Origin of the sequence: Pedobacter foliorum (assembly GCF_013266735.1) — a bacterium.
Taxonomy (GTDB): Bacteria; Bacteroidota; Bacteroidia; order Sphingobacteriales; family Sphingobacteriaceae; genus Pedobacter; species Pedobacter foliorum.
Genome location: NZ_JABSNU010000003.1, coordinates 49,083 through 63,788 on the forward strand (window position 1 = coordinate 49,083; position 14,706 = coordinate 63,788).

A 14,706-nucleotide genomic window follows, 5' to 3' on the forward strand; every position below is an offset into this window, starting at 1 on the left:
TTATCAAAAGTGACCATAATAACTTTAAAATGCAAAAATAAATAGTAATTATTTTATTGGATTATAGTGAATCAAGAACAAGCCTGGCAGCATCTTCCCCAGTTTGAGTACCCATAGCAATCCCCATTCCATTACACCTTACTGCGCAGAAAACATTGGGTTTTATAGCTTTAATTATAGGATCAATCGAAGATCCAAAGGCCATTATGCCACTCCAGTTTTGTTCTATTTCAAAAGAATAATCAGGTAAAATTACTTCCGACAATAATTTTAGCAGGGCATTTTGAACCAATTCAGTATTACCAAATTCAGTAGTCTCTTCTGCTTTAAAATTCAGATTTCTACCTCCACCTAAAAGCACTCTGCCATCTATATTTCTAAAATAATAATAACCCTTATCGTAATGAAAAGTACCTTTTATTTTTAAATCCTTTATAGGTTTAGTGATAATTACCTGTCCTCTTCCGGGGACAATATCCAATGATGGAAGCAAGTCTTTTACAAAGGCATTATTACATAAAAGCACCCTTTTACAGCTAAAGTTACCATCAGGAGTAACAATTATCTGTCTATCCCCTTCTTCTCGCAATTCAGCAACTGAGCAAGAATTAAAAACAACTATACCCAGTTCTCTTGCTTTATCAAGCAAGCCAAACATCATTTTTCCGGGATCAATTTGAGCTTCTAAAGTATTTTCTAAAAGCACTTCAATACCTTTAACGCCAAATTCAGCAATTTTATGAGGTGCAGTTTTAAAAACATCCTTTTTACCGGATATTTCCTTTAAAATATTATTGTAATGCCCAATTTTAGACACACACAATGAAGATAATTCATTTTCTAATGGCTTAAATAATTCATAACCACCATAATTATTAAATGAGATAGAACTATCTCCTAATAGTTTACGAAGCTTTAACAAACCATTCCAACGTTTATCGATTAAATTATATAAACCGGTAGTTCCTATAATTTTCTCCTGCTCTATCAGTTCAGAAACACTCCCAAAACAAGCAAAGCCTGCATTCTTTGTGCTCGCTCCTGAAGGCAGAAAGCCCCTTTCCAGCACAACAACACTTAAATTGGGAGATTTAGTTTTTAAGTAAATAGCCGCATTAAGGCCCACAATTCCGCTTCCTATGATGATGATATCATAATTAAAGAAGTGCTTTTTTTCCCAATAAGAAATGAATGCAGACATAATATAAAATTATGTTATTTTTTGATTTTCAGGGCAATTGGGAACAGTTTTTGATTAAAAACAACTAATAGACAAAACTAAAATAATGGGAATTTATTTGTTTTTAATAATCCCGGTTCTAATATTAAGCATGTTTGTACAATGGAGATTTAGAAGTAAATTTTCGAAATATGCAGAAACACAATTGAATTCGGGATTTTCGGGAAAAGAAGTAGCAGAGAAAATGCTACACGACAATGGGATATTTGATGTGAGGGTGATGAGTACCGATGGACAATTATCAGATCATTACAATCCAGCAGATAGAACAGTTAACCTAAGTACAGATGTTTACTATGGGCGTAGCGTTGCAGCAGCTGCAGTTGCCGCTCATGAGTGTGGCCATGCCTTACAACAGGCTAAATCATACAGCTGGTTAAACCTCAGAACCAATATGGTTCCTTTGGTAAGTATTACCTCTAACCTTTTACAATGGGTATTGATACTGGGAGTTTTGCTAATAGCATTTACCTTTAATCCTTTTGTTTTAACCATTGGCGTGGCAGGATTAGCGCTAATTACCATTTTTAGTGTAATTACACTACCTGTAGAGTTTGATGCCAGCAGAAGAGCGCTAATATGGCTTAAAAACAATAAAGAAGTGCTTTATACATCCGAAGAAAATACTCAGGCAAAAGATGCCCTTTGGTGGGCAGCCATGACTTATGTGGTAGCTGCATTAGGAGCCATGACTAACCTAATCTATTTTGTTTCCGTACTATTTGGTAGACAAAAAGGTTAGTTCAATCTGTAAGCAGCAATTAAACTAAATTTAGGAATACCAACAGTAAATTCAGTATCATCAACCAAACGAGCCATTAAATAGCTGCCTGTCATGGTACCCATGTCAGTCGTTAAATTACATCCTGAAACGTACGAATGGCTCTCTCCAGGCTCAATTACAGGCTGTAAACCGACAACACCTTCGCCTTCTACTTCTCTTTGAGTGCCGCTTGAATCAAAAATCAACCATTGGCGTCTTTTAAGCTGTATTGCGTAATCTGAGAGGTTTTCTATATTGATGCGATAAGCAAAAACGTAGTGATCATTTCCTGGATTTGAATATTCATCCTGATACACTGTTTCTACCGAAATTTTAACACCTTCTGTTATTGCTGTAACCATTACAAATTTATTTATACTAATGTTTTTCAAAAATCAAGCCATTTCCCCAACAGGGACAATATTATGATATTTATCTGCCACTTCATCTAAGATACTATGGATAGTTTCTATGTTATCTTCTTTGACAAGTAGCATTCTATAAGGTTTAAAATCTGGTAAACCCTTAAAATAATTGGCATAGTGGCGTCTCATTTCGAATACACCCACTTTAGGCCCTTTCCATGCAATTGATTTCTCAAAATGCGTTCTGCACACGTTTACACGCTCTTCAACACTTGGTCCGGCTAATGTTTCACCGGTATTAAAAAAGTGTCTAATTTCCCTGAATATCCAAGGATAACCAATAGCAGCACGGCCAATCATGATGCCATCAATCTCATATTCTAAACGCCAATCAGCCGCTTTTTGTATGCTGTCCACATCTCCATTACCAAATATTGGAATTTTTATCCGTGGATTTCTTTTAATTTCTCTAATTAATGTCCAGTCAGCCTCACCTTTGTACAGCTGAGCCCTGGTTCTACCATGGATAGTTAAAGCCTGGATACCAATGTCTTGTAGTCGTTCTGCAACCTCTTCAACATTTTTGGTATTGTCGTCCCAGCCCAATCTGGTTTTAACCGTTACAGGCAAATGAGTAGCTTTTACAACAGCTTCTGTCATTTTAACCATCTTATCGATATCCTGAAGCAAACTAGCTCCAGCCCCTCTGCAAGCAACGTTTTTAACCGGACAACCATAATTAATGTCCATCAGATCAGGCTTAGCCAGAGTAGCAATTTCAGTAGCCTCTCTCATATGCTCAATCTCACTTCCAAAAATTTGGATACCAATAGGACGCTCATACTCAAAAATATCAAGCTTAGCCCTACTTTTTGCAGCGTCTCTGATTAATCCTTCCGACGAAATAAATTCGGTATACATCATATCTACCCCGCTTTGTTTACAAACAAAACGAAAAGGAGGATCGCTCACATCTTCCATCGGTGCAAGCAATAAAGGGAACTCTCCCAGGTCAATATTTCCTATCTTTACAGACATTTTTCTATCTTCAATGCAAATTTCAAGCTGCAAAGGTACAAATAATCAAAATAATGAGTTTCATACAAAAGCAACAAGACGAAAATAGTCCTTATACGCAGCTACTTATGCTCCTGGGATACGCAGTAGCAGGTATTTTTATTTTTCTACTTATAGGACTTGCTATTATAGTTGCCATTTATGGATTTGGAGCGCTTACCAATCCGGTAATACTTTCCGGTGGCGAAGAAAAATACCGACCTGCATTGCAAATCCTGCTAATAGCGCAATCAGTAGGATTGTTTTTAGCCCCCCCTTTGTTATTGGCTATAACCGAAAAAAAGAAAATAAATGTGTTTTATGGTTTTAAAAAACCAGAGACAAACCTGTTGCTTTTAGTCTTTTTAATTATGGCGGTTTCCATGCCTTTTATGGAATGGACGGCGGTAATTAATCAGAAAATGATACTTCCTGATTTCCTACAATCCATAGAAAGCTGGATGCGACAGAAAGAAGACGAGGCTATGCAAACCACATTGTTGCTCTTAAAAATGCAGCATATTAACGAGCTGGTAGCTAATCTTTTTTTAATAGCCTTATTACCCGGCATAGCCGAAGAATTGATGTTCAGAGGGGCTGTACAACGCTCCTTCGGAAGAATTTTTAATAATCCGCATGTTGCAATCTGGGCTTCAGCATTTCTTTTTAGTGCAATACACTTACAGTTTTATGGCTTTTTACCGCGCTTATTATTGGGTGCCGGCTTCGGATACATCTATTATTTTAGTGGCAGTTTGTGGTATGCAATGCTGGCTCACTTTTTAAATAATGCTTATGCAGTATGTGCAGCATGGTATATGCAAAAAAACAATATACCTTTGTCTGAAGCCGACAATACAAGTCATTTTGCCTGGTACGGATACCTGATTAGTTTCATTTTAACAATTCTGGTATTCAACTATTTTAAAACTAAAACCTCAAAATCATATGAACAGCAACTGGATTAAAGTTTACGAAACAGAAGACCAATTTCAGGCAGAAATCCTTAAACAAGGACTAATGGCAATAGATATAGATGCAGTGGTTTTAAATAAAAAGGACTCATCTTACACCTCTTTTGGCATATTATCAGTCCTTGTACATCCAGATCATCTGGATCAGGCGAAGCAATACATTTTAGAAAACAATATTTAATGAAAACCAGAGCAATAACCGCTTTCTTTTTTACTATCGTGATGCTGGGTTCCATCTTTTTAGGTGGCTACACATTTACTATTTTTTATCTGCTATTGAGCCTTGCGGCCTTACTGGAATTCTTTAAACTGATTAAAACTGCCGGAATAAGACCACATAGAAATATTGCTCTTTTTGCTGCTACATTAATCTTTTTAATGACCGCAGGATACCATTATTTACAGTTCGAAACCAAATATATGTTGCTTTTAGTACCGTTGTTATTTTCGGTATTTATTAGCGAGCTGTATAAAAAGGCAAAAATCCCTTTTGCCAATATATCTTACACTTTTGTGGGCTTTGTGTACGTTACAACGCCGTTTTGTTTCTTTTATTCACTTGGTTTTTTGGTTAACAGCCCCGAATATAGCTTCCATTTACCCCTTGCCTTTTTGCTAATGCTTTGGGCAAACGATACAGGTGCGTACCTGTTTGGTATGAAATTCGGAAAAACACGTCTTTTTGAGCGCCATTCTCCTAAAAAATCATGGGAAGGTTTCTTTGGAGGAATGTTTACAGCCGTATTAGCCTCGTACCTTATCTCATTACAATTTACAGAAATAAGCAGCTGGATTTGGGCCGGAATGGCACTTTTAATCGCAAGTTTCGGTACACTTGGAGATCTTGTGGAGTCTATGCTGAAACGAAGCCTTGACGTTAAGGATTCGGGTACATTTTTACCGGGCCATGGCGGTTTGTTAGACAGGTTTGATGGCCTCTTGATTGCCGCACCAGTAGTTTACACTTACCTGTACCTGATAATTCGCTAGTTGTTATTTTGATGAGCTAGGAGGCTTGCTCTGGAGTGGTCTCATATGAGAGCACAGTGAATAAACGTTGAGTCTACCCTGACTCCACCTTTTTTCTGGAAAAACGTGGACTCACTGTGGACTGAGTCAAGCCAAGTTAGGGACAAGACTCGAGTAAATTCTAAGGAAAATTACGATTAACGCTTAGGGCCTTTTAGTGGCTGAAGCAAATACTCCAACCCATTCAATTTAATTTCATAAAGCGTACCAAGCATTTCGCCAAGTTTTCCCGGAGGAAAACCTTTTGTATGAAACCAAACCAGATAGGTTTCTGGCAAATCGCACAAAATACGGCCTTTATATTTGCCAAAAGGCATTTGCATGGTTACCAGATCTTTCAGTATTTGGGGATTCATTTCGCTTTAAATTAATTGACCACCATTTCTAGCATTTCTACTGCTTCATCAACTGTGTTAAGATTGTCAAAGGCAATTCTGAGGCTGTCTTTAACTTCTTTCAAGTTGCACAATCGAGGGTGAACCTGCGCAAAGTGCAATATTTTATTGAACATTGTTGAATCAAAGAATGACGATTGCTTATCTGTAATGAAATAACCGCGTAAAGTGCCTTTTTTGAAAGTGATCTTCTCGAAAGCTAGTTTTTTGGCTACCCATTGTAATCTTAGCACATTAAGCATGGTTTTAACAGGCTTTGGAACAGGCCCAAATCTGTCTTTTAAACTTAGCTCAAAGGCTTTTAATTGCGTTTCGTTCTCTATTTTAGATAGCTCAGTATATAAATTATACCTTTCGGTAATGTTGGTTACATAATCATCAGGAATGTATAATTCCAAATCGGTGTCTATCTGGGTAAAAGTAACAAAGGCACGTTCAGGTTCATCCTTAAATAAGCCTTTAAATTCGTCGGCTTTTAGCTCCTGAATGGCTTCATCAAGGATTTTATGATACATTTCGAATCCTATTTCGGCGATAAAGCCACTTTGCTCTGCTCCTAGCAGGTTTCCACTACCGCGGATGTCTAAATCCCTCATGGCAATGTTAAAGCCGCTCCCAAGGTCCGAAAACTCTTCAATTGCACTTAGCCTTTTGCGCGCCTCGGAGGTTAGCGTAGAAAGCGGTGGACTAAGCAGGTAACAGAAAGCCTTTTTGTTGGATCTACCTACCCTGCCACGCATTTGGTGAAGGTCGCTTAGCCCGAACATGTGGGCGTGGTTAATGATGATGGTGTTTGCGTTTGGAATATCTAAACCGGCCTCAATAATTGTTGTGGCCACCAATACATCTTTTTCACCGTTAATGAAGTCGAGCATTACATCTTCGAGAGCATCACCATCTAGTTGCCCGTGGGCAATACCGATGCGTGCTTTTGGAACTAGTTTTTGTATTAAACCGCCCAATTGAGGAAGGTCGTTTACGCGGTTATGGATAAAGAACACCTGTCCACCACGATCAAGTTCATACTGAACAGATTCCTGGATCAGTTTATCATTAAAAACGTGTAATTCTGTATTTACAGCCTGCCTGTTTGGTGGCGGAGTACTCATGATTGAAAGATCCCTCGCTCCCATTAACGAGAAGTGCAGGGTACGTGGAATCGGTGTTGCTGTAAGGGTTAGGGTATCTACATTTACCCTTAGTGCCTTCAGTTTTTCCTTTGATGTAACGCCGAATTTCTGTTCTTCATCGATAATCATGATGCCCAGATCTTTGAATTTTACATCCTTGCTAAGCAAGCGGTGTGTGCCGATAATGATGTCTACTTTTCCTTCTGCTACATTAGCAAGCGTCTCTTTTATCTGCTTGTTGGTTTTAAAACGGTTGATGTAATCGACAGTACATGGGAAGTCTTTTAAACGGCCCGAAAAGGTTTTGAAATGTTGCAGGGCTAGAATGGTGGTTGGCACTAAAACAGCCGCCTGTTTGCCATTGGCAACGGCTTTAAAGGCAGCACGTATGGCGATTTCTGTTTTACCGAAGCCTACGTCGCCACATACAAGCCTATCCATTGGATGTGGGGCTTCCATGTCCTTTTTAACGTCGCTGGTGGCCTTTTCCTGATCCGGGGTATCTTCATAAATGAAAGATGCCTCCAGTTCTGTTTCCAGATAGCCGTCTGGTGCAAATGCGGTACCTACCTGCGATTTTCTTAAGGCATAAAGCTTAATCAGATCGCGGGCTATATCTTTAACTTTTTTTTTGGTAGTCTTTTTAAGCTTGTCCCATGCTTCGGTACCAAGCTTATTCATTTTAGGTGCGGTGCCGTCTTTTCCGCTGTATTTTGCAATGCGATTTAAGGAGTTGATGTTTACGTACAGCAAATCGTTGTCTGCATATACCAAACGGATCATTTCCTGAGTTTTTCCGTTTACTTCTACCTTTTCTAAACCTGCATACTTGCCTATTCCGTGGTCTATATGGGTTACAAAATCGCCGGGCTTTAAATCTCTAAGTTCTTTTAAAGTAATAGCCTGACTGCGCTGATAGCCCCTTTTAAGCTTGTATTTGTAGAAACGATCGAAAATCTGATGGTCTGTATAAAAGGCCACATGTTGTTGCGCATCTACAAATCCTTCTCTCAATGGAATGTTTACCGGGGTAAACTTTGCTGTTTTGTCTATATCGTCTAGTATGGCGTATAAACGTTCGGTTTGCTTGGTTGAGGAGCTAAATATGAAGTTATGAATGCCTTGCTTTTCATTCTCTTTAATGTTATGAATAAGCAGGCTAAAGTCTTTATTAAAGGACGGCTGAGGTTTGGTTTCGAACTGAAAAACCTGCTCTGTTTTGTAGAAGAACTGCTTTCCAAACTCTACTAAAAGGAAATCCTGAAGCATATCTGCTGTCATTTTCTCATCAGTAAAGGCGAATTTAGGGTCTATCCAGTCTTGGTTTTCCTGTTTTTCTTTTACGGGTAAAGCTTTCCAAAGTTCAACAGCCTTTTTATAGCCGGATTTGATGATGTCGAGAGTAAACTCTACGTCCTTAAACCAGAGCTGAGTGTCGTTTTCTATATAATCAAGCAAGCTAATGTTGCTTTCTGTTAGGTATTTAGATTGAACATTTGGGATGATGGTAAGGCTTTTTACGTCCTCTACTGATAGTTGACTTTCTATTTCGAAAGTACGGATGCTTTCAATTTCATCACCAAAAAACTCTATTCGGTAAGGCAAATCGTGCGAGAAAGAGAAGATATCTACTATACCACCGCGGATTGAAAACTGACCGGGCTCGTAAACAAACTCGGTGCGGTTAAACTCATAATCGATTAGGAACTCGTTGATGAAATCGATGCCTAGCTTAGCGCCCAGACTGATTTCAAGGGTGTTTTTCTCGAGAACAGAGCGGTTTATTACTTTTTCTGCAAGGGCTTCGGGGTATGTAACTACTATTTTTCCATATTCAGAATGGTGATTTAGTTCGTTTAATACTTCGGCCCTGGCAAGTACATTTGCGGTATCTACCTGTGTAAATTCGAAAGCTTTTCGGAAAGAAGATGGAAATAAAAGGACTTCTTTATCCAGAATGCTTTCCAGATCGGCCAGAAAATAAGACGCCTCTTCCCTATCCGGTAACACAAATAAAATTGGTTTGTGGAGCAGAAAATAGGTAGCTATTGCAATTGTTGCATCGGCAGAACCAACTAGTCCTTTTAGTTGAAGTTTATTACCTTTGCCCGAGTTAAGGGCCTTTGCCAATGCTACAACGCGTTCATCTGTTTTGTATCGATTAATTAAGTCGCGGATGTTCACAACACAAATGTAAGATTTATGATTAGCTTTAGATGTAACAATGTGTCTATTAATCAATCTAAAGTAAAAAGAGGATAACATGAAAATGCTGAGCCGCATACCATTAGAACTCATTTTTTGGATATCGGCTTTAGTGTTGCTAGCTTTAGCAAAACCAGAATTGCATGGACATGAACATCATTTTACCCTTTGTCCGCTAGCAAACATGGGGATAGATTGGTGTCCGGGATGTGGAATTGGAAGAGCGCTAACGCAGTTGTTTCATGGTAATATTGCAGAGAGCATTAAGCTCCATTGGTTTGGAATACCTGCCCTGCTGATTATTATATACAGGATTGTTATACTCATAAAATTAAGTATTAAGTTTTTAAAATATAAGGAGGAAGGATATGTTTGATTCACCATTTATGACGTTACCGGGTATCACGCCTCAGGAATATTCGTACTTGCAGACTGCAACTACTGGATTTAGTGAACAACAGTTGAGAGGGTTTTTAATGATTTACGGAAGCAAAAGAAGAAATCCGGATGATATGGTGCTTTATTGCATTTTAGGGTTCTTTGTTCCGGGATTGCCAAGGTTTTTAGTGAATCAGATTGGTATGGGGGTTTTGTATTTCTTTACAATCGGATTGTGCTTTATAGGAACTATAATTGACTTAGTAAACCATAAAAACCTTGCTTTTGAGTACAATCAGCGCATGGTATTTGAAAGTTTGCAAATGGTTAAAATGGGAAATATTCAGTAGGTTAGTTATAGCGCCTATACCGCCATGTTTGATCGCTTACATCGTTGTGCTGAATTTATTTCAGCATCTCTCAAGAGGAAGAAAGCTTTGCTAGTGCGAGATGCTGAAATAAATTCAGGACGATCGAGAGAGAATGAGTGCGCTGGGCCGTAAGCCATAAATAGACATAAATAAAGAGGATTGTGCTTTTGTACAGCCTCTTTTTTATTTTAAACCATTTTTATTTTAAAGTGAAAATTTGTTCTTCATATTGTAAATTTACATTTTATGAGATTAGCGATTTTAATAAAGCATCTGGAAGCGTTTGCTCCATTAAATTATCAGGAAGATTACGATAATTCGGGGTTACTGATTGGGCATCCTGATCAGGATATACATGGGGCCCTGGTTGCGCTTGATTGCACAGAGGCCATTGTAGATGAAGCAATTGCTCAGAATTGTAATTTAATCATAACGCATCATCCAATAGTTTTTAAAGGGCTTAAAAAGCTTACCGGTAAAAACTATGTGGAGCGGGTTGTATTGAAGGCAATTAGGCATAATATTGCGTTGTATGCTATTCATACTAATCTTGATCATGTGAAATATGGCGTTAATGGAGTAATCAGTCAGCGCCTTGGACTAAAAAACATAAAGATATTGACCCCTAAGGGATCTCTTTTGAAAAAACTAGTGACATTTTGTCCGACTGCTCAGGCTTCTGTCCTGAGATCTGCATTATTTGAGGCAGGAGCGGGTCAGATTAGTGACTACAGCGAGTGTAGTTTTAATACCGAAGGCACCGGAACATTTAAAGGTGGCGAGGATACCAATGCTTTTGTAGGCGAAAAAGGCGTTCAGCATCATGAACCTGAAATAAGAATTGAAACGGTATTTTTAGCTCAAGATGAGAGAAAAGTGCTTTTAGCCTTGTTCGAAAATCATCCTTACGAAGAAGTTGCTTATGATATTTACGCCCTGGAAAACCGTTTAGAAACGGTTGGAGCAGGGATGATTGGTTGGCTTGAAGAAGAAATGGACGGAAAGGATTTCCTAAATTTGGTTAAGGACAGAATGGACGCAGTAGTAATTAGACACACTAAATTGCTACCTAAGCGGATTAGAAAGGTTGCGGTTTGTGGTGGATCAGGCAGTTTTCTGCTTAAGGACGCCATTGCTGCCGGAGCCGATGCTTTTGTAACCGCAGATTTTAAATACCATGAGTTTTTTGATGCTGATGAAAAATTGGTTATCGCTGATATCGGACACTTTGAGAGTGAACAATTTACATCTAATTTGTTGATAGATATTATTCAAGAAAAATTTCCTAACTTTGCAATCCGTTTAACGGAGCATAACACAAACCCCATAAATTATTTCATTTAATGGAACAAACTGTAGAGCAAAAGCTAAAAGCTTTATACGAATTACAAACCTTACATACTAAGATCGATAAAATACGTCAGATACGTGGTGAATTACCAATGGAAGTAGCTGACCTTGAAGATGAGGTTGAAGGACTGGAAACACGTATACAAAAATTCAAAAGTGAATTGGATGATACCGAAGATGCCATTGTAACGCGTAAAAATATGATCAAGGAAGCTCAAGGCCTGATCAAAAAATACGAGACCCAGTTAAAAGATGTTAAAAACAATCGTGAGTACGACGCTTTAACTAAAGAGGTTGAGATTCAGACTCTTGAAATTCAGGTTTGCGAGAAAAAAATCAGAGAGTTTGGTTTTGACATTACTTCAAAAACTGATGTTTATGAAAAAGCACTTGCTGATTTAGAGTCAAGAAAAAAAGATCTTGAGATAAAAAGAGGGGAATTACAAACAATTACCGCTGAAACTGAAAAAGAAGAGCAGTCATTGAATAAAAAAGCTGAAAAGGCTGAAACTCAAATCGAGGAGAGACTTTTAACAGCTTATAAGAGATTAAGAGGTAATGCTAATAACGGTCTTGCTGTTGTTACCATTGATCGTGATTCATGTTCAGGTTGTTTCAACCAGATTCCACCTCAACGTCAATTGGATATCCGTCAACGCAAGAAAATCATAGTTTGCGAGCATTGCGGAAGAATCTTAGTTGATGAAGCACTTACTCACGAAGAATTGCCAGCTTAAGCGAGCAAATAGGATATCGAGTAAAAGAATTTATTAAAAGGCCAGAATTATGTTCTGGCCTTTTTTATGGAAGAATTTTTGCTTAAAGAAAGCTGCAACTGATTTAGTTAATTTTTGCCTCTATTATGAATATGATTTCCGGTTCTGTATGTAAATGTGTTCTGATTATGCTGTTGCTGCTATCACCAACAGCTATTTATGCAAATTTTGACTTTAACGCAAACTGTCAAAAGGCTTATCAGAACATATTTGAACTTAAGCTAAATGCTGCCAGACAGCTAATTGCTGCAGAAAAAAAGCTTCATCCTGATAATGGAATTGTTCCTTTATTGGAAAACTACGTTGACTATTTTTATTTGCTTACTACCGAGAGCAAAGATGAATTTGACAGGCTAAAGGAGAATAAATCTAAGCGGTTGGATCTAATTGCCGACGGCGATGAATCATCTCCATATTATTTGTACGCTCAGGCAGAGATAAACTTACAGTGGGCCTTGATTAGAGGCCGTTATGGTGAATATTTTACTGCCGCCAGAGAAATTAAAAAGGCCAATGGTTTGCTACAAGATAATAACAAGAAGTTTCCGGCATTTGCCTTAAATGTGAAAGGCCTGGGGTTGATCAATGCTTTTTTGGGCAATTTGCCTGATGGGATTTTGAAGAGCACACTCTCTACATTTGGCATAAAAGGAAATCTACAAAGTGGGATTGCTATGCTAGATAAGCTGTCGGAAAGCTTACCTCAATCTAAATTTGAACCGTTTTATGAAGAAGTAGTGTTTTATTACGTGTTTGTGCTAAACGACATTGCGCATAGCCCGTCGGCATACCCTAAAACAATGAAATATACTTCCAGAATTGCAGATAGCAGTCTATTAAAAACATATTTGCAGGCATTGGTTTGTTCGAGGAATGGGCACAATGATGAGGCCATCAGTATTTTAAACAATAGGCCAGCGGGAGCGGAGTACCAGTCTTTTCCTTATCTCGAATTTTTACTGGGATCTGCAAAGCTCAATAAATTAGATTATTCATCTGTACAGAACTTTAATCGATTTTTACAGCAAAATAAAGGCGTTAATTACATTAAGGATGCGAACCTGCGTATTGGATGGGTTTCTTTGTTAAAAGGCGATACAGGCGCTTATTCTGCGTTTATGAACAAAGTTAAGTCAGTAGGATATACTTATCAGGAAAAAGACAAACAAGCGCTTAATGAGGCGGGAGAATCTGTGGCAAATAAAGACCTGTTAAAGGCTAGGCTACTATTTGATGGAGGCTATTATATTAAAGCCCTGGAAGAGCTAAAAGATAGCAAAGGAGAGGACTTTGCTCCAGGTAGAGACAGAACTGAATACTATTATCGTTTAGGGCGCTTAAATGATGAGCTGGGAAAGGACGATATAGCGCTTACAAACTATCAAAATGCAATTAATACGGGCAAAAACCTAAAGTATTATTTTGCTGCAAATTCTGCATTACAGATTGGGAAGATCTATGAAAAGAAAGGGAACTTCCCAAAAGCTAAAGCCTTTTTCAATATTGCTATTCAGATGAAAAACCATGATTATGAAAGCAGCATTGAAACCCAAGCAAAAGCCGGCATTAAAAGAATAGATAAAAGCGCAGACTAAAAACGATATACAAACGCGTTGATGTGCATTCCGGCGCCCACTGATGCAAATACTGCATATTCACCTTTCTTTACTTTATAGCCTTCCACTTTTCCCTTAAGAACAAGATCCAAAAGGGTAGGTATGGTAGCCACTGAGCTATTACCTAACCAGGAAATGGTCATAGGAACAAGGTTTTCGGGTACGGTATCCAAATCGTAAAGCTTAAATAAACGCTTCATGATGGCAGTATCCATTTTCCCGTTTGCCTGATGTATGAAAACTGTCTTGATGTCGCTAATGTCTATTCCTGCTTTGTCTATAGCCTTTTTTACCACTTGAGGAACGTTTATAACAGCAAACTCATAAAGCTTGCGTCCGTTCATTTTAAGGTACGTATTGCCATTAGATTCATTAGGATTATTGCTTTTGCCCATTACTAGCAATGAAGCATAATCAACAGCAAAGGTTTGTGTTTTATGGGCAATGATTCCTAAAGGATTTTCTGAATCCTGGGCTTCAAAAATAACGGCTGCAGCACCGTCAGAAAATATCATGCTGTCACGATCGTGAGGGTCGGTTATTCTGGATAGCGTTTCTGCTCCAATAACCATTACTCTTTTAGCATCACCACTTTGAATTAGGTAATTGGCCTGTATTGCCCCTTGTACCCAACCAGGGCAACCAAAAATGATGTCGTATGCAACGCAATCAGGGTTTTTGATGTGAAGGGTTTGCTTTACTTTGGCAGCCAAAGAAGGGAGGATATCCATTCTGTTGCTACCGCTTCTTACGTCTCCGAAATTATGACAGAAGATGATATGGTCTAGTGATTCTTTGTCGATTCCGGCATCATCAATTGCGCGTTGAGCGGCTATTGCAGCAATGTCGCTATTTACAATATCTTCATCTACATAACGTCTTTCCAGGATCTCTGTGATCTCTGCAAATTTGTTAATTACTTCGTTGATGTCTTTTTCTAAAGCCACCCCATTATCGTAAAATGTAGAGTTTAAAAAAGAGGCGCCAGTAATGACGTTTTCGGGAATATAGCTACCTGTACCTGTAATAACCGAGTGTAAGTTTGTTTTATTGCTCAT

Annotated in this window: 15 protein-coding genes; 9 read left to right on the forward strand and 6 right to left on the reverse strand. The window is 38.4% G+C overall.

Annotated elements, in window-relative coordinates:
* Positions 1-61: 61 nt before the first annotated feature.
* The gene (locus HQN83_RS06965; protein WP_173089629.1) at positions 62-1,201 is read right to left on the reverse strand and encodes an NAD(P)/FAD-dependent oxidoreductase; all 1,140 of its coding nucleotides are present in this window, start codon (positions 1,199-1,201) and stop codon (positions 62-64) included.
* Positions 1,202-1,286: 85 nt separating this feature from the next.
* Between HQN83_RS06965 and HQN83_RS06970 the strand changes: the two genes are divergently transcribed.
* On the forward strand, positions 1,287-1,982 hold the full coding sequence (locus HQN83_RS06970; protein WP_173089630.1) for a zinc metallopeptidase: 696 nt from the start codon (positions 1,287-1,289) through the stop codon (positions 1,980-1,982).
* Here HQN83_RS06970 and apaG read toward each other — a convergent pair.
* Positions 1,979-2,365, reverse strand: coding sequence for a Co2+/Mg2+ efflux protein ApaG (apaG, locus tag HQN83_RS06975; protein ID WP_173089631.1), 387 nt, complete (start codon positions 2,363-2,365; stop codon positions 1,979-1,981). The genes HQN83_RS06970 and apaG overlap by 4 nt on opposite strands.
* Positions 2,366-2,398: 33 nt before the next feature.
* The gene (dusB, locus tag HQN83_RS06980) at positions 2,399-3,406 is read right to left on the reverse strand and encodes a tRNA dihydrouridine synthase DusB (protein WP_173089632.1); all 1,008 of its coding nucleotides are present in this window, start codon (positions 3,404-3,406) and stop codon (positions 2,399-2,401) included.
* A gap of 53 nt (positions 3,407-3,459) precedes the next feature.
* On the opposite strand from dusB, the gene HQN83_RS06985 reads away from it, so the two are divergent.
* The 3 genes from HQN83_RS06985 to HQN83_RS06995 are packed head-to-tail and all read left to right on the forward strand — an operon-like array spanning position 3,460 to position 5,388.
* Positions 3,460-4,392, forward strand: coding sequence for a CPBP family intramembrane glutamic endopeptidase (locus HQN83_RS06985; protein ID WP_173089633.1), 933 nt, complete (start codon positions 3,460-3,462; stop codon positions 4,390-4,392).
* On the forward strand, positions 4,373-4,579 hold the full coding sequence (locus HQN83_RS06990; protein ID WP_173089634.1) for a putative signal transducing protein: 207 nt from the start codon (positions 4,373-4,375) through the stop codon (positions 4,577-4,579). Before HQN83_RS06985 ends, HQN83_RS06990 begins: the two co-directional genes overlap by 20 nt.
* On the forward strand, positions 4,579-5,388 hold the full coding sequence (locus tag HQN83_RS06995; RefSeq protein WP_173089635.1) for a phosphatidate cytidylyltransferase: 810 nt from the start codon (positions 4,579-4,581) through the stop codon (positions 5,386-5,388). Before HQN83_RS06990 ends, HQN83_RS06995 begins: the two co-directional genes overlap by 1 nt.
* A 176-nt stretch (positions 5,389-5,564) precedes the next feature.
* Here the strand turns inward: HQN83_RS06995 and HQN83_RS07000 are convergent, their stop codons facing one another.
* Together HQN83_RS07000 and mfd are read right to left on the reverse strand one after the other, a co-directional pair.
* A complete protein-coding gene (locus HQN83_RS07000) occupies positions 5,565-5,783 on the reverse strand; it encodes a DUF3820 family protein (protein WP_173089636.1) in 219 nt (72 codons plus the stop codon).
* A gap of 11 nt (positions 5,784-5,794) precedes the next feature.
* Complete coding sequence (gene mfd / locus HQN83_RS07005) at positions 5,795-9,136, reverse strand: transcription-repair coupling factor (RefSeq protein WP_173089637.1); 3,342 nt, start codon at positions 9,134-9,136, stop codon at positions 5,795-5,797.
* Positions 9,137-9,215: 79 nt separating this feature from the next.
* Here mfd and HQN83_RS07010 point away from each other — a divergent pair, with 79 nt between their 5' ends.
* The 5 genes from HQN83_RS07010 (at position 9,216) to HQN83_RS07030 (ending at position 13,627) form a co-directional block, all read left to right on the forward strand.
* A complete protein-coding gene (locus HQN83_RS07010) occupies positions 9,216-9,533 on the forward strand; it encodes a DUF2752 domain-containing protein (RefSeq protein WP_173089638.1) in 318 nt (105 codons plus the stop codon).
* The gene (locus HQN83_RS07015; protein WP_173089639.1) at positions 9,526-9,885 is read left to right on the forward strand and encodes a TM2 domain-containing protein; all 360 of its coding nucleotides are present in this window, start codon (positions 9,526-9,528) and stop codon (positions 9,883-9,885) included. The genes HQN83_RS07010 and HQN83_RS07015 overlap by 8 nt, the downstream gene beginning before the upstream one ends.
* A gap of 267 nt (positions 9,886-10,152) precedes the next feature.
* A complete protein-coding gene (locus HQN83_RS07020) occupies positions 10,153-11,250 on the forward strand; it encodes a Nif3-like dinuclear metal center hexameric protein (RefSeq protein WP_173089640.1) in 1,098 nt (365 codons plus the stop codon).
* Entirely contained in the window at positions 11,250-11,993 is a 744-nt protein-coding gene (locus HQN83_RS07025) for a zinc ribbon domain-containing protein (protein WP_173089641.1), read from the forward strand. Before HQN83_RS07020 ends, HQN83_RS07025 begins: the two co-directional genes overlap by 1 nt.
* Before the next feature lie 167 nt (positions 11,994-12,160).
* Positions 12,161-13,627 carry a tetratricopeptide repeat protein gene (locus HQN83_RS07030; protein ID WP_246254353.1) on the forward strand — a complete coding sequence of 489 codons (1,467 nt, stop codon included), beginning with the start codon at positions 12,161-12,163 and terminating at the stop codon, positions 13,625-13,627.
* Here HQN83_RS07030 and HQN83_RS07035 read toward each other — a convergent pair.
* Entirely contained in the window at positions 13,624-14,706 is a 1,083-nt protein-coding gene (locus tag HQN83_RS07035; RefSeq protein ID WP_173089643.1) for a 3-oxoacyl-ACP synthase III family protein, read from the reverse strand. The genes HQN83_RS07030 and HQN83_RS07035 overlap by 4 nt on opposite strands.

What these genes read in the sequence shown, in the direction of transcription:
- HQN83_RS07020 (WP_173089640.1), top strand. Translation starts at nt 10,153, where the DNA reads ATGAGATTAGCGATTTTAATAAAGCATCTGGAAGCGTTTGCTCCATTA.
- HQN83_RS06965 (WP_173089629.1), bottom strand. Translation starts at nt 1,201, where the DNA reads ATGTCTGCATTCATTTCTTATTGGGAAAAAAAGCACTTCTTTAATTAT.
- HQN83_RS07015 (WP_173089639.1), top strand. Translation starts at nt 9,526, where the DNA reads ATGTTTGATTCACCATTTATGACGTTACCGGGTATCACGCCTCAGGAA.
- HQN83_RS07030 (WP_246254353.1), top strand. Translation starts at nt 12,161, where the DNA reads ATGCTGTTGCTGCTATCACCAACAGCTATTTATGCAAATTTTGACTTT.
- HQN83_RS06990 (WP_173089634.1), top strand. Translation starts at nt 4,373, where the DNA reads ATGAACAGCAACTGGATTAAAGTTTACGAAACAGAAGACCAATTTCAG.
- HQN83_RS07000 (WP_173089636.1), bottom strand. Translation starts at nt 5,783, where the DNA reads ATGAATCCCCAAATACTGAAAGATCTGGTAACCATGCAAATGCCTTTT.
- apaG (WP_173089631.1), bottom strand. Translation starts at nt 2,365, where the DNA reads ATGGTTACAGCAATAACAGAAGGTGTTAAAATTTCGGTAGAAACAGTG.
- HQN83_RS07025 (WP_173089641.1), top strand. Translation starts at nt 11,250, where the DNA reads ATGGAACAAACTGTAGAGCAAAAGCTAAAAGCTTTATACGAATTACAA.
- HQN83_RS06985 (WP_173089633.1), top strand. Translation starts at nt 3,460, where the DNA reads ATGAGTTTCATACAAAAGCAACAAGACGAAAATAGTCCTTATACGCAG.
- HQN83_RS06970 (WP_173089630.1), top strand. Translation starts at nt 1,287, where the DNA reads ATGGGAATTTATTTGTTTTTAATAATCCCGGTTCTAATATTAAGCATG.
- HQN83_RS07010 (WP_173089638.1), top strand. Translation starts at nt 9,216, where the DNA reads ATGAAAATGCTGAGCCGCATACCATTAGAACTCATTTTTTGGATATCG.
- HQN83_RS06995 (WP_173089635.1), top strand. Translation starts at nt 4,579, where the DNA reads ATGAAAACCAGAGCAATAACCGCTTTCTTTTTTACTATCGTGATGCTG.
- dusB (WP_173089632.1), bottom strand. Translation starts at nt 3,406, where the DNA reads ATGTCTGTAAAGATAGGAAATATTGACCTGGGAGAGTTCCCTTTATTG.
- HQN83_RS07035 (WP_173089643.1), bottom strand. Translation starts at nt 14,706, where the DNA reads ATGAGCAATAAAACAAACTTACACTCGGTTATTACAGGTACAGGTAGC.